Here is a 15,922-nt window from a genome sequence, read left to right as displayed (position 1 = left end):
ATTGAATAAATCAGTGCAAAATATTTACTCGTTAACCCCTCTACAAGAAGGAGTTCTTTATGAAATTCAAATGAACTCTTCTCAAGAAAATTTGTATATATCTCAAGTTGAAGTAAAAATAAATGGATTATTAGATATAGATGTACTATCGGAAGTTTGGGAAAAAGTCGTTGAGCGACATGATGCATTACGGACGAAGATTTTCTGTAAAGGTGTAGAAAATAATGTTCAGGTTGTCTTTAAAGAAATCGATTATGAATTACCCTACATTGATCTTACTCGTGTACCTTTAGTAAAACAGCATGACGTAAAAGATCAAAAGAAAAGAGAAAGCATGAATATCGGCATTCATAATGAAAAGCTTATGAACGTCCAAGTATTTAAAATGAGGGAAGATGAACATTACTTTGTTTGGACACATCATCACATTTTATTAGATGGTTGGAGCTCTAGTAATGTACTTAATGAAATATTTGAAGGTTATAATGCGATAAAAATGGGGGTAGAGCTTTCGTGGCAAAAACCAACATGTCAGTTTGGCGATTATATTCGTTATATTCGTAAAACAAATGATGAAGAAATGAATAAAGTTTGGAGTAAATTACTAAAAGATGTAGAGCAGCCTACACTCTCATTTAATAAAAAACAATCAAATCTGAGTCAAGACAATTGTGTTCTCTATTGGGAGTTTTCCCATAATGAAAGCAAAGAACTAAGATCGCTAGCAGTAAAACATCAAACGACGTTAAATAATGTTTTGCAATTAGCGTGGGCATTGCTATTAAAAGTTTGGTCAGGTAAAGACCAATCCGTTTTTGGCATAATCAGCTCGGGAAGAACCCCCCAGCTAATTAATTCTGAAAAAATTGTGGGACTTCTTATCAATACGATACCTATGGTAGTTCAATTTAAAGAAGGCGATACACTATCCGATACTTTAAAAAATACCCAAAGCACATTCAATGAGATTTTAGATTACGCTCATTGTCCTTTGGTTGAGTTAAAGAAAAAGACGCAATTACAAAGTGATGAAAAGTTGTTTGAAACATTATTCGTTTTTGAGAATTTTCCGGAAGCAAAAGGAAAAAATCATTCACCTATTGAATGGCATGTGACAAATGGTACTGAATCTCATAGTTACCCAATATCTCTACAAGTACAGGAAATAGAGGGCGAATTAAGATGTAAATTAGTTTATGATCCACATTTTATTCATAAGTCTCTTGCTGTATCTGTTCAAAACATGTTTACAAATATTGCTATTCAAATTCCTTCTATTCATTCCATTAATGAGCTTGACGTGAACGTAAATAATTTAACTCTTCCTACACAAGAAAGCGAAAAAAACATTGCCGAATTGAAAGAAATAAGCTGGAATAGTCGTTCACTTCATTCGCCCTTAAAAGAGATTTGGAAAGATTTTTTCCCTGGGCGGGAGCCACAGGGCAGTGATAATTTTTTTGAACTAGGTGGTCACTCTATTACTGCAATGAAATTTGTCGCAACAGTTAATAAAAAACTAGAGAAAGAATTAACATTAAAGGACTTATTTGAGTCAAAAAATTTACAAGTGTTGAACGAACTTTTATTTCCTAAGGCTGATATTTCTTTATCACACGTAAACAGTATTATAGAAAAAGCTTATAAAGATGTATTGGGGCTCGAATATATTAAGTATGACGCTGATTTTTTCGAGTTAGGTGGTCACTCAATATTAGCGATGAAATTATTAGGGAAATTGAATAAGGAATTTTCAGGCAAAATAGAATTAAAGGCGATTTATCAACATCGAACTATTGAATTATTAAGTAGATATGTTGAAAGCTTAAAGGTAGAGCAACAGATGCCATATATAGAATCGGAAGAAGTACAACGATATCGATTATCTAGTAATCAGGAATCATTATGGTTTAACGAAAAACTTACGGGTAAATCTACTGACTATAATATTCCACAAAAATATAATATACATGGTCAGTTAAATATTGAAAAGTTGGAAAGTGCATTAAATAAAGTAAGTGAACGGCATGAAATTTTGAAATGTGTAATTAAAGAAGAAAAAGGAGTAGGCTATCAATCTATTCAGCCTAACTTACTCCATACAATAAAGACCGTTGATCTTGTCAATCTTTCAGATGACGAACAAAAAAGTATGCTTCAACAGATTGAAAATGAAATGAGGGCAGAAACATTTGATTTGGAAAGTGGCCCGTTACTTACTGTAAAACTAGCAATCATCAGTGAAACTCAATATATTTTGTTTTTAAACATTCATCACCTTATTTTTGATGGATGGTCTACAGAAATATTCTTTAATGAATGGCTTTCGTTTTATGAAGATGAAATGATGGGGAAAAGGTCTTTCAAACCTGAGAAAGTTCCACAGTATAAAGATTTTGTATATAAGCAACAAAAATGGTTAGAAGAATCGTATGAAAAAGACATTCAATTTTGGAAAGATCATTTGTCAGGGGATTTACCGAAATTGAACTTACCATATGATACATTGACACCGCAAACTAAAAATAATGGTGGAAGAAGTTTTATTGTCAAGCTTGACAAAGAAAACTTAGAACGTTTAAAAGCAGTAGCTATGGATCATCATTCTACCTTGTTTATTTCTTTGTTAACAATGTATCAAAGCTTTCTTGCGAATTATACTGGGCAGCATGACATTATTGTAGGAAGTTCATTAGCCAATCGAATGATTCCTGGTACAGAGCAAATGATTGGATATTTTATTAATACACTTCCTTTCCGTTTAACTCTTAACAAACAAGAAACGTTTACAGAGATTTTGAAAAAAAATACGAAACATGTCATTGACATTTATGATCGACAGCAAATGCCACTTGAGAAAATTGTGGATGCCATTAATCCTGAACGTAATAGTAAGGGGTCGTCTCTATTTGAAACGGTATTTGTGCTACAAAATAATGAACAAGCCTTGTTTTCAAATCAGTTTATGAAAGTAAAGCCAGAAATTTTACTATCAAATATCGCTAAGTTTGATTTAAGTTTAGTAACTGAAGAACATGAACAAGAATTGCTTTTAGCATTTGAATATAATACGAGTGTATTTCAGGAAAAGACCGTACGCCATTTAGCAGAAAACTTTATCGACTGGGTAAGAAAAAATATTGCAAATCCACAACAAGAGCTATGTTCGGTTCCGATATTGAATAGTCAACAACAAGAAAAACTTCTAAAAGAATGGCAAGGGAAATCGGAAAATTTTGAAGGGGAGAACGACACTATCGCTGAGGCATTCTATAAAATTGCCGAACAGTATCCAGGAAACAAAGCTGTTGTAGATAAAGAACAATTTATAACCTTCTCAGAATTAAACAAAAAAAGTAATCAGCTTGCACGCTATTTAATTAACCAAGGGCTTCAGAGTGAAGAAAAAGTAGGTATTTATATGAATCGCTCTATAGATATGGTCATTAGTATGCTAGCCGTGATAAAGGCTGGAGGAGCCTATGTTCCTCTTGATCCGAATTACCCTACCAATCGGTTAGTTTACATTGCACAAGATGCATCCCTTACTTATTGTTTAACTCAAATTGAACTTAAAGAAGATGAATGGATTCAAGATTTGAATTTAATTTGTACAAGTGATTGGCCTTTAACGATGGATGATTCAAATTTATATAGATCTGAACCAAATAATTTAGCATATGTGATTTATACATCAGGAACAACTGGGATGCCAAAAGGCGTATTACTTGAACATCGAGGGTTAATTAATCTTGTTGCTAATCAGAAAAAAATGATGCGACTTAATTCTTTATCGAGAGTACTCCAATTTGCAACATTTAATTTTGATTCATCTGTAATTGAAATTTTTAGCAGCCTATTATTTGGAGCAGCACTGCATATTAGTACGGATAAAGATAACCATTTTGACCTTGAAAAGTTAATTGCTCAAATTAAAGAAGAAAATATAACACATATTATCCTACCACCAGTTGTTTTAAAAGAATTACCTATCCAAGAACTGAAAAGTTTAGAGGTAGTTGGATCTGCGGGTTCTGAGTGTCCAGTAGAACTTATATCTAAATATCGGGACGTTGTCTTTTTTAATGGATATGGTCCTTCTGAGTATACAGTATGTACAAGCTATAAATCATTTGAAAAAGGTGAAGAATTACTAGAAGAATCTGCTGTACCTATAGGAAAACCAATTACCAATACTTCAGTACTTATTTTGGATGAGAATAATAAGTTAGTACCAATAGGAGTGGCTGGAGAATTACATGTAGGTGGCATAGGAATTGCTAGGGGATACTTAAATATGCCTGCTTTAACAGCAGAAAAATTTATTATAAACCCTTACAATGTAGCTCAAAAAATTTATAAAACCGGTGACATGGTTAAATTTAATCATAGAGGTGAACTAATATATGTTGGTCGTAAAGATGATCAATTTAAAATTAGAGGTTATCGAGTAGAGCTTTCTGAAGTGGAAGGAGCTATTAGGAAGTTAAATGAGGTTCAAGGCTGTTTTGTAAGTGTTATCGAAAATCAATCAGGGCATAAACAAATAATAGCTTTTTATAAATTGGATCAAAAAATATCAGCTCTAGAACTAAGATCTAAAATAAAAGAATTACTACCTCATTTTATGGTTCCATCTTATTTGGTAGAAGTAGATGAGTTTCCTTTAAATACAAACGGAAAAGTGGATAAAAAAATATTATTAGAGCATTTCGAAAAGATGGAAGCTAACAAAAATAAAGAGCACACTGAAGAACCTTTATCACAAATTGAATTAGCTGTATTAACAATCTGGCGTAATTGTTTAAATGATTCTTCTATTGGACCGGATGATAACTTTTTCGATTTCGGTGGAGATTCAATCATTAGTATTCAAGTATGTTCAGCTGCGAAAGAACAAAATATTTATTTTACACCAAAGGATTTATTCGAATATCAAACTGTTCGCGAGCTTGCTAAAATTGTAAAACATTTGAGCCCAACCATTACTGAACAAAATACAGTGGAAGGGGAAGTTTCTTTAACACCAATTCAACAGTGGTTTTTCAAAGAAAACCATCACAATATTAATTATTGGAATCAGTCAATTGTATTAATAGAGGAACCTTTATTTTCTTTAGCACAATACCAAATGTTAATCAATCAACTTGTAGACCATCATGATGGTTTAAAAACAGTATTTAAACAAATAAAAAATAATATTGTTGGTGAAGTTCAAACAACGCATCCAGCTTGTACATTTGAAGAGCACGTGGTCATGGACTTTACTAATGAACAAACTATGCAACATATCGATAAAGTAGAAGCAAAGGCACAACAAAGTTTAAATATTTATACAGGTCCGTTAATGAAATTTGTTGTATTTAGAAGTGGAAAGCAAGTTAGAATTTTCTGGGTGATTCACCACTTACTTGTTGATGGTGTTTCATGGCGAATTCTTCTTGAGGATTTTGAAAAAGGTAAACAACAAATACTACAAAATGAACCACTATCTTTCCCTACAAAAACAACTTCCTATCAAAAATGGGGAGAATTATTAAAGCAATATGCTGAAAAGGAAATATCAAATGAAATCATGCACTATTGGGAAAAAGAATTGAAACAACCTGTCCCGACATACTCACAAAAGTTAAGCGAGATAACTCAAGGAACAGACATCTATCAATTTAAATACAATCAAACTTGTACGGAACATCTTATAAAGAATATTACAAAAAAGTATAAAACAACTGTAGATGAAGTTTTATTGTCAATCATTGCACATGTTATCTCAAAACAATGGGATGTCTCAGAACTTTGGATTGATCTTGAAGGACACGGGCGTGAGGACATAATGGATAATGTGGATATTATGAGAACTGTAGGTTGGTTTACAACTATGTATCCAGTACGTTTAAATGGCAGTGAAACAATGGATAATGTGTTACGAAACACTAAGCAAAGACTTCGTTCCGTTCCAAATAAAGGGTTCGACTATTCGGTTCTAAAATATTTATCTGAACAATCTATGCCAATTATAAAAAGTTATATTAGTTATAACAATTTAGGCCAATTTAATGTACAAAACGATTCAATGCAGACGTCTAGTAATAATATTGACCCACAATATGTGTTTCCTTACAAATTGAATTTTACAGTAAGCATAATCAACGGAGAGTTGAACATGATGCTTATTGCAGATGCTAAAAATAGCAAAATTCAAAAGGTTGCCGAGGCAATCAATACGAATTTAGAAAATTTATTTATAGATGATAGTATATTAGAAAAATCTATTCGGGTTGAGGATTTTAATGAAGCGGCATTAGTAGATGAAGAAACGGTAACCTATTTCTTAAATAAATATCATAATATCGAAGAAATATATCCTGTTACACTACTGCAAGAAGGTATGTTATTCCATAGTGAGAAAAATAAAGGAACAGAGTATATTTCACAACTTGTTTTTGATCTGAAAGGTAACTTAGATGTTGAAAAGCTTGAAATTGCTTGGAATAAAGTCTGCCAAAAATATGGCGTTTTAAGATCTGTTTTTAAACGAAATATATGGGGAGACCAATTTCAAATTGTTCTAAATGACGTTTATTATCAATTTAATCAAATTGATTTAAGCGCTTCTAATAAACTTGAACAAGAGATTAATTTAAAGCACTTGGCGAATAATGCTAGAGAAAACTCAATAGATTTAGAAAATGGTCCAATAATGAATATTATGCTTGTCAAACTATCTGAATGCCAATATCAATTTATTTGGACGCATCATCATGTTATTCTCGATGGCTGGAGCCTTCAAATTGTGATGCATCAATTTATGAATAATTATCATAATCCTATGACTAATGACAACGATGAAAAAGAAAGAGTTGCCTACCATGAAATTATGCAGCATTTATTAACAAATAAACCTAATAATGAATCTGAATTTTGGTCTCAGCAACTACAACATATTAACCAATTAATTATTCCTTCTAAAAATCAACAAGTCGAACGACACGCTGCAGTGGATAATATATTGGAATTTTCTTTATCTGAAGAATTAACTAAACAACTAATCGACTTATCCAAAAAATATAGAAATACAATGAATTCGGTAGTACAAGCAATCTGGAGCTTAGCACAGACTGCTTTAACGGGAAATAAGTATATCTGTTATGGTGTAACAAGCTCTGGAAGGAATGTAAGCATACCAAATATCGATTCGGTTGTAGGGCTGTTTATTAATACTTTGCCGTTTTTAATCGAAATAGATGAAGAAATGAATTTATCCGAACTGTTGCAAATGATCCAAACAAAGCAACTAGAGTTAAGAGAATATGAGTATTCTACATTAGCAGATATTAAACGCTTTGCAAAAGTCCCTTGGAATCAGGAATTGTTTAATCAAATTTATGTATATGAAAATTATCCTTCAAGAGAAATGGCGAATGACAAAGAAATCGTCATTGAAAATTCAATAGGAATTGAATCAACAAACTTTGACTTAACATTCTCCGCTGCTCTATTTGATTCTAAGTTACACTGTAAATTTATATATAAAGACCATTTCATGTCAGAAACTGAAATTTTACAATACCAAAAAGCAATATGTCAAGTTACTCAAAGTATTGTACAAGATGATAACGATTCTTTAAAAACTATAATAGAAAATTTTAAAGTAGAGGTGTAATAATGACGAAATTAATGACAATAGTAGAAGGTTTTCAAACAATAACAGAGCAATATCCAACAAAAGTAGCCCTTTGTGAAAAAGAAAGGAAAATGACATATCAAGAACTAGATTCTTTATCGAATCAATTGGCTAATAGAATCTTGGCACTAGGTGTTAAACAAGAAGAAATGATTGGTATTCCAAATAAAAAATCTATCGAATTTGTTGTCGGAATTTTGGCTATTTTAAAAGCTGGATGTAGCTATGTACCGATGGATCAAAACTATCCAGAAAAAAGGCTTCAATTCATGGTGAACGATACTGAAATGAATTATTACTTAAATTTTTCATCAGACAAAAGCGTTTTTCCTTATTTGCCTATTTCTCCTATCGCATTTTCAATAGATGATGTTAAGGAAGATAATCCAATAAGATTTGCAAATATTTCACCGAGCAGTTTAGCGTACGCTATATATACTTCTGGTTCAACTGGTAACCCAAAAGGAGTCTTGATTGAGCATTCAAGTGTTGTAAATATAGCACTTGCATCTAAAATGATTAAAATAAACAATGATAATATCGTTGCACAATTCTCAAATCTATGTTTTGATGCAGCAACCTATGAAATTTGGGGATCATTATTAAATGGCGCTTGCTTATATATACTGGCCAATGAATATACATCGTTTGATGATTGGAAATTAGCTATTAAGGAGGGGCGCGTCGATATTGCTTTCTTTACGACAGGGCTCTTTAATGCCATCGTTGATCAGGACCCATCCATTTTCTCTGGACTACAGAAAATGATTATCGGAGGAGAAACGATTTCTTATTATCATGTGAACATTTTCAAGGAACATAATGAAGACATTACATTAATACACGCTTACGGTCCAACTGAATGTACTACCTTTTCACTTTGTTATGAAGTCGTTGAGAAAAATCAAGAAATCATTCCAATTGGATTTCCATTAGATAATGTAGAAGTGAAGATTATTACGGAAAATGGAGATGAAGCATCCGTTGGTGAAGTCGGTGAAATTAATATTGCTGGTTCAGGTGTAATGAGAGGATATCTAAATCAACCTACCTTAACAAGTGAAGTGCTCGTTGTTAATAGTGAAAATGGGAATCTGTATTATAAAACGGGCGACTATGGTATCCGTTTAAAGAATAATGCTATTCTTTATAAAGGAAGAAAGGATAACCAAGTAAAAATTCGAGGTTTTAGAATAGAATTACATGAAATACAAGAAAAATTAGATCAATATTCTCAAATTAAACAGGCTGTAGTTACAGTTAAAACAATCAACAATGAAAAGTACATTGTTGTATATTACACTCATCCTGAAAATATTGAAGAAGAGCTAAGAACTTATTTAAAAAATGAACTTCCACATTTTATGATTCCGCACTTTTTTGTAAAGATTGAAAAGTTTCCACTAAATCAGAATGGAAAAGTAGACAAAAAAGAGTTACTGAAAATCGATGTATCACATAATTCTTTATCCGAAGCATCTGAAGAAAATGAACAGAAAAAAGAAATACTATCTGTTTGGCAAAAAATTTTAGGAAATGAAAAATTTAGTATGGATGATAATTTTTTTGAATGTGGTGGTCATTCTATACTCGCAACAAAATTAGTTTATGTATTAAAAGAAAGGTTTTATCCAGAAGCATCGCTTCAAATATTCTTAGAGAATAGTACGGTGAACTCTTTTGTAGATGCTATGGAAAGTCAAAATGACCTTGTCATGCAAACGGTATTGGAAAATGACGCTCAGCTCTCCAATCAGCTTATCAAGCAAATTAAAGAAATTAAGCAACAACGAATATATGATGGCAATATTTTATTAACTGGGGCAACAGGCTTTTTGGGCGCGCATCTTTTATATAAATTACTATCTGAAAGTCAAGATGAAAAAGTTCATTGTCTAGTACGCTTCCCTTCAAAAGGTCGTATAGAAACCGTATTGAAAAAATATCAACTTTGGAAAGATGAATTTAAAAGTCGTATTATAACAATTGAAGGCGACTTAAGTAAAGAGAATTTTGGGTTAGATATTTATTCATATAAAAAGTTAAGTGAAGATATTTCAACAATTTATCATATTGGAGCAGAGACAAATTTCTTTGAACCTTATTCTAAATCTAAAAAAGCTAATCTCCATGGAATAAAAGAAATTATTAGTTTTGCGTCTTCCAGTAAACAAAAGCATATTTATTATGCTTCAACACTGTCTGTCCTAACTGGCGAAAAAACTTGGGATGAGAAAACAGAATTAGAATATACAGATGACTTAATTATTGGGTATAGCCAATCAAAGTGGGCAGCTGAAAAAATGCTTTTACAAGCTAAAGATGTTGGTTTAACAGTCGATATTTTCCGTTTAGGTAGAATTTCTTCCAATGCATCTAATGGAATTTGGAATGATCATGATATGCTATATAAAGTTTTTGAAACATTTATAGAACAAAGAATTTTACCTTTTGAAGAGGAAATATTTTTTGAATTAATGCCTGTAGACTTTGTGAGTGATTTTATTTACAAATTATCGATTCATCATAAAGAAAATAAAATAGGCCAAGGAGAAATTTACCATATTTATAATGATAATAAAGTTTCCAGTAATTTTATTATTGAATTTTTGGAAAATAATAATTTAACTTATACTAATATGTCATTTGAAGAATGGTTAAAAACTTTAAAAATTAAAACTCAAAAAGATGAAATTCATTCACTTAGTGCACTATCTCAACTAATTGATGAATCAACTCAATTAAAAGATACAAAGATTAAACAGGATCTTACTTTGTTAAAAATGGAAGAAATATCACTAAAAATGCCTGAAATTGATTATCAATATATTGAGCTGTTTTTATCATTAATCCTAAATAAATCAGCTATTAAATCTTGATAATTCAGAAAGCGGTGAAATAATTGACTCATGTTTTATTCTGTTTTCCTCATGCTGGGGGAAGTGCTTCGTTTTTTAAAAATTGGATTATAAACGATAAGATTAAAATCGTACCAATAGAATATCCAGGACATGGAAGTAAGTACTGTGTGCCTTTTTGTGAAAGTATGGATCAACTAATAGATTATCTTATAGAAGAGCTTATATATAAATATCAACTATTATCTACTCACTCATTTTCTTTTTTTGGACACAGTATGGGGGCCACTGTTGCCTACGAAGTATCAAAACATTTGGAAGAACGTTATCAAATAGTTACTGATCACTTGTTTATTTCTAGCAAATCCTCACCAGAATATCGATTAGAACAAAGTCAACTTACTGAAATTCAACTAAAGGAAATGTTGCTTCAAATGGGAGGTGTATCAAAAAATCTTCTCGAATTAGAAGAAGTGACTGAGGTTTTCTTCCCAATTATCCGTGCTGATTTAAAATTATTGGAAGAATATCAGGGGAATAACGATTTAAAATTAAGGACGAATGCTACTCTTTTTAGAGGTTTAAATGATTCCGTTACAAGAGAGTCAATGGAAAGTTGGAAAAGCTATATTAATCAGATTAATAGCTTCCATACGTTTAATGGAAATCATTTTTATCTTCTTAATAATAAAAATGAGCTTTTAGACATTATCCAATCAGTAATTGCATGCGATGTGTCCACACAATTAACCCAAATATAACCTTTTTTAGATGCGCAGCTAAAAGTACCTAATATTGGTTTTCATGATATAGGGCACACACATGCATCCATCCTTAGTTCACAAGGTGTAGACATCGTTAAAATTTCAAGCAATTAAATCACGCCAACCCTAAAATCACATTGCAGACATTTTTCACAAAGCTATCCAAGGTAACACTAAATAATTGAAAAAATCTTGCGAACAAATGCGGACAAATCCAAAAACTCAGGTGTGATTTAAAAAAGAAAAGCCCGTAAACGTTGATATAACAACGTTTGCGGGCTTATTGGATGTTGGCCACCCATCTTATCGATAGAATTGACCAAATTAAGCTAGTTTAGCTCAGTTAAATCAGTATGGGGAACGTTGATTTAATAAGATTTTAATTAATCTTAAAATTAACGACGGTATCGTCTCAAGAAGGATTAATACTCTTTTAATTTTAAAATGTAGAAAAAAGAAAAGATTGTCAGACACAAAAAGATGATAAAGATCCGTGTCAAAAATTTAAAGATTATTGAATTTCCAAACGTAAATCACCTGTCTTAGCTAGTCCTCTAGCTTTTAGTAAATGATAAACAGTAAGAGAAATGACCACTGGTAAAATGATGCCTAGTACAATATACATTATTAGAACCATCACACCTTGGTTTGCAAGAATATTTAAAGGTGCAATAAATGAGTTTAGACCAAGTCCAGCTAATGTATAAGGAACTTCAAAGTTAAACATAAATATCGCGATTGGCGCACAAATGACGGAAGATAGAAATGGCCCTATAACAAGAAGTGGGTTTTTAACGAGATTTGGCAACTGTACTTTTGGTGTTAAAAATGATTGGGCAATATTGGCACCAAAATCGTTTTGTTTAAAAGACATCGCCGTAAATCCGGCAAACTGAGCCGTACATCCAATCAGTGCAGCGGCACTCGAAACTGGGTCAAGTTGTAAGGCAATGGCAATCGCTGCAGAAGAGGCCGGAGACATAAGGAAAATACTCCAGACTAGTGCGATAACTATGGACCCTATCACAGGAGATCCTGAAACAGAGTTTGCGATAAATCTACTTAACTGCTCCAAAAGTGGGGTAGTAACTGCTGCTAATCCTACACCTGCGACACCACCGATCAATATAGCTGAAAATGGAATAGCGAGCATATCTAACTTCGTTTTACCAGCAATACGTTTTCCTACCCAAACAGCAATAATGGTAGCTAATACGGCACTTATCGGTTGCCCTGTAGTAAGAATCCAGGCTCCATCCTGATTCATATGAAGGGCATTTGCACCGATCGTACTAGATGCCATCGCACTGAAAATAACTAATGTATTTCCACCTAGTTGATAAGCTATACCAGCACCAATTGCAGGCGCAAGCATAAGTTGTGCTGCCTTACCGATAGTTGTAAAGCCTTCCCAACCAGTAAAAGTTCCGAACGTTTCAATCAGTAGGCCAATACCTAGTGTGACAAGAACAGCGTTTGCAAGTCCTTGAGACCCTTTATACATCCTATCAATAATGTATTGTTTTGTCGTTTGTTTCATTTTCAAATACCTCCTAAAATATAACATTAATTATATTATGAATTTTCCGAAAATAACAAACCCATGAATGGATACGTTACTTACGAATAGAAATAAGCTCTGTTTGCTTGATTAACTACTTTGTTTAAATCCTTTCCTCTAGTAAATTGTTATAATATTAATATAATTTAAAAAAGTAGTCAATATTATTCTGGTATAATAATGATGAAGTAAAGCAAAGATCTAATGACATCTTGGGATTTAGCATTTTGGTTAGCAAGCGTAAATTTATAATGTTAAGGATAAATCGGTACTCTTATACTCTATATATAAATCAAGGCCTAATCACAAATAGGGACATCAGTTGATAATGAGTTAGCTAAAGTATTTGGTGAATCATTACAATTTTTTGGGAAGTATTGGTCGTGGGAAGAAGTGATTTATGGTAGCTTAAGAACAAGGCTAACAATGAATGTGCTTACAGGTTTATACAAAGAATAGGAGGAGACGAATTAATGCTTGAGGAGAAGCAAAAACAACATACTAAATGGTTCTTAGATGGAGATTTAAAATTACGACAACAAGATCTTGAAGATGGAAGAATAGGTATTTGGGTTTCAGTTCATAAATTTAACGTTTGTTTTACCATGATTATGTATGATTTTATTGATTGGTGTAGGGAGTTGGATATAAATTTAGAAGTTGATATGGGTTGGAATAACCATAGGGGCTTTGTAATTGAGAGTAAGGATTTAGTGTTGTTAAGGTCAGAAATAAAAAGGTTCATAGACATATACAATATAAAGCCTACTGAAGATGGCGAGAAATTTTCTGACGATGAGTGGTATTCATAATATAATGTGAATGTTTTTAAGAGATAATCAATAGTTACTAAGGATATAGGTAAAGACTTAAGAAATGCACCAAAATATTTTAGGCCCTGCTTATCATTTTGGGGAGAAATAGAAGTGGAGAAGGTGGAAAAAATGAGAAAAAAGTTATCTAAAGATGAATTAGTTGGACTAGTAAATAAAATATGTAATCCTAAGCTGTCTGATGAAGAAGTAAGCGGATATATAGAAATTTTAGAAGACAATGTTCCTCATCCAGCCCCTAGTGACTTAATTTTTTGGAATGAAGAGGATTTATCACCAGAAGAAGTAGTGGAGATTGCCTTAGCGTATGAAGAAGAAAAATAATTATATTTAGAACATGTATCAGGAGAACCTTGAATGGCTATATGCCTTCAAGGGTTCTTTTTTGTAGGTTTGAAACCCCTCTGCTGTACAGGGGATTCCGGAAAGCTTTTAGCTATGGACAATAAAAAAACTCCAATCGTACAATATAGTTAGGTCTGGACAACCGACTACATACGAAAGGAGCTATAAAAAAGGGTTTTGTTTAGTGTACTCAAATGGATGTTAATTTTCATGCATTTTTGCATTATGTAATACGAATAGCCAAATATCCGGAAGTATTCTGGATAGTTAGCTATATTGCACACGTAGTAAAAAATCGCAATTAAAAAAATTGTAAAAGCTGTCCACAAGAGCAGTCAGTCTATTTTAGAAATAGGATTAGTCTACTATCTATAATACAGTATATTTTTTGTAATCATATTAATCCCGTACCCTAAAATCAACTGAAATAGATGGTTTAAGCCTTTGCATTATGATTGCCAAGAATATTGATTTCAATCGGTTCGCTATCAACGTAGACTAATAACGGTTTATTTCCTATGATGTAACCTGAAACAACTTTAATTCCATCTTTTCTTAGTGTAATCTTTATTTCGCAATTAATATCTATTTCGTTTTCGCTAATAAAAGTAGCGTGTAATATCAGGTCTAAATTTTCAAAATCAAATATGTGCGATTTAAATAAATTTAATAATTTACTCGGGATATTGAATTTATTTAACATCTTTCCATCAATGTAGTACTTACCTTCACCACAAACCTCAAAGTTATTCAGATTACCCTCATATATTAAGTCTTGTTTTTCGTCAAAAACAACCATTTTTCGGTTATTCTATTGGTAATATATGTTAAAATTATTTTTATGAAATGTGAAGGGGTTGGTGTCATGGTGCATAAAAAGAAGTATTTTATTATCTTCGTACCAGTGTTAATAATAGGCTTACTTTTAATATACTATTTTACGGCAAATGAGCTTACTTATCTAATGTTAATTCCTCTGATTGCTTGGTTCATTTATTATGCTTGGATATATATCGAAAAAAGATTAAAAAACAAAACTTAATTATTTTATTTGATTGATAAAGCATAAATAATAACGTTCCCAAATGTCACTTAGGGAACCAATCCCCCTTATTCAATTGAATAGGGAAATTTTGGCTGTTTGTGAACAATAAGTACACAAACTATGCTTTGGGTGCGTTTATATATTCAACAACTTTTATTAAGAAATAATGTCTATGTAGGAAATAGTATAAGTTGAGGTGATATTATGCGGTATTTATTCCATAAAACAACGCTTTTCATTATGGGTTTTTTATCATTCTGTTTAATAGTGATTGGGTTTCTATTACAAACGATTCTTATACCTTTACAAGATTTCGATTCTATAAGTAAACCAGAGCTATTAGAACTTCAAAAAGAACTTGCATTAAACTATCCTTTAGGAACAGGTTTGCTTTATCTTGGAATATTTCTGATGATTTTAGTTATTATTCTTTTCATTATGAAGTTTATAAATAAAAAATAACAATTAAAAATCAGACGCATAACTATTCAGACTCAATGAAATAAACGTTCCCAAATCAAAGTTTGGGAATACATCAGAAAGCCAGAGATATTGTTAAATCAACGTTTATGGCTTTTTGTATGTAATATTGTTTATACGCGGTTTTATGTATTTTTCTACAAACCTAGTTCCAATAACAGTTTGAGCGTGTTTTTGGAAATGCTGCGTCATGGGTTTTCTTGCATAAAATCATGCATATCCTTATCGTTGTAAATCCGCATTTTTCGAAGTAACCCCATTTAGAGTAAAATATTTCATAAAAAAACGCTTAGAAATAATCTGAGCATTTTTAATCACCATTTATATAGAGAATTTACTGTCTAAATATAAT

The 15,922-nt window shown here is 31.9% G+C and carries 7 protein-coding genes; 5 read left to right on the top strand and 2 right to left on the bottom strand.

Going from position 1 to position 15,922, the window contains the following annotated elements; all coding sequences use genetic code 11:
* Nucleotide 1: 1 nt before the first annotated feature.
* Genes H9632_RS08200 through H9632_RS08190 form a run of 3 tightly spaced genes read left to right on the top strand, consistent with a single transcriptional unit; the run spans nucleotide 2 to nucleotide 11,303 of the window.
* Nucleotides 2-7,663 carry a non-ribosomal peptide synthetase gene (locus tag H9632_RS08200; RefSeq protein ID WP_191703626.1) on the top strand — a complete coding sequence of 2,554 codons (7,662 nt, stop codon included), beginning with the start codon at nucleotides 2-4 and terminating at the stop codon, nucleotides 7,661-7,663.
* A gap of 2 nt (nucleotides 7,664-7,665) precedes the next feature.
* Nucleotides 7,666-10,563 carry a non-ribosomal peptide synthetase gene (locus tag H9632_RS08195; RefSeq protein WP_191703625.1) on the top strand — a complete coding sequence of 966 codons (2,898 nt, stop codon included), beginning with the start codon at nucleotides 7,666-7,668 and terminating at the stop codon, nucleotides 10,561-10,563.
* A 23-nt stretch (nucleotides 10,564-10,586) separates the two neighbouring features.
* A complete protein-coding gene (locus H9632_RS08190; protein WP_191703624.1) occupies nucleotides 10,587-11,303 on the top strand; it encodes a thioesterase II family protein in 717 nt (238 codons plus the stop codon).
* Between the two features lie 514 nt (nucleotides 11,304-11,817).
* Here the strand turns inward: H9632_RS08190 and H9632_RS08185 are convergent.
* A complete protein-coding gene (locus H9632_RS08185) occupies nucleotides 11,818-12,846 on the bottom strand; it encodes a PTS transporter subunit IIC (RefSeq protein ID WP_191703623.1) in 1,029 nt (342 codons plus the stop codon).
* 494 nt (nucleotides 12,847-13,340) lie between these two features.
* Between H9632_RS08185 and H9632_RS08180 the strand changes: the two genes are divergently transcribed.
* Nucleotides 13,341-13,679 carry a hypothetical protein gene (locus H9632_RS08180; protein WP_191701566.1) on the top strand — a complete coding sequence of 113 codons (339 nt, stop codon included), beginning with the start codon at nucleotides 13,341-13,343 and terminating at the stop codon, nucleotides 13,677-13,679.
* A gap of 132 nt (nucleotides 13,680-13,811) precedes the next feature.
* A complete protein-coding gene (locus H9632_RS08175; protein WP_191701602.1) occupies nucleotides 13,812-14,024 on the top strand; it encodes a bacteriocin immunity protein in 213 nt (70 codons plus the stop codon).
* Between the two features lie 457 nt (nucleotides 14,025-14,481).
* Here H9632_RS08175 and H9632_RS08170 read toward each other — a convergent pair whose 3' ends face one another.
* The gene (locus tag H9632_RS08170) at nucleotides 14,482-14,844 is read right to left on the bottom strand and encodes a hypothetical protein (protein ID WP_191701567.1); all 363 of its coding nucleotides are present in this window, start codon (nucleotides 14,842-14,844) and stop codon (nucleotides 14,482-14,484) included.
* Between the last annotated feature and the right edge of the window lie 1,078 nt (nucleotides 14,845-15,922).

The sequence above is a fragment of the Solibacillus merdavium genome (genome assembly GCF_014836935.1).
Taxonomy (GTDB): domain Bacteria; phylum Bacillota; class Bacilli; order Bacillales_A; family Planococcaceae; genus Solibacillus; species Solibacillus ferritrahens.
Note: the sequence above shows the minus strand (reverse complement) of the source record. Positions and strands in the feature narration are given on the sequence as shown.

Excerpts from the sequence above, each read along its gene's own strand:
- H9632_RS08195 (WP_191703625.1), top strand. The coding sequence starts at position 7,666 with ATGACGAAATTAATGACAATAGTAGAAGGTTTTCAAACAATAACAGAG.
- H9632_RS08185 (WP_191703623.1), bottom strand. The coding sequence starts at position 12,846 with ATGAAACAAACGACAAAACAATACATTATTGATAGGATGTATAAAGGG.
- H9632_RS08180 (WP_191701566.1), top strand. The coding sequence starts at position 13,341 with ATGCTTGAGGAGAAGCAAAAACAACATACTAAATGGTTCTTAGATGGA.
- H9632_RS08175 (WP_191701602.1), top strand. The coding sequence starts at position 13,812 with ATGAGAAAAAAGTTATCTAAAGATGAATTAGTTGGACTAGTAAATAAA.
- H9632_RS08170 (WP_191701567.1), bottom strand. The coding sequence starts at position 14,844 with ATGGTTGTTTTTGACGAAAAACAAGACTTAATATATGAGGGTAATCTG.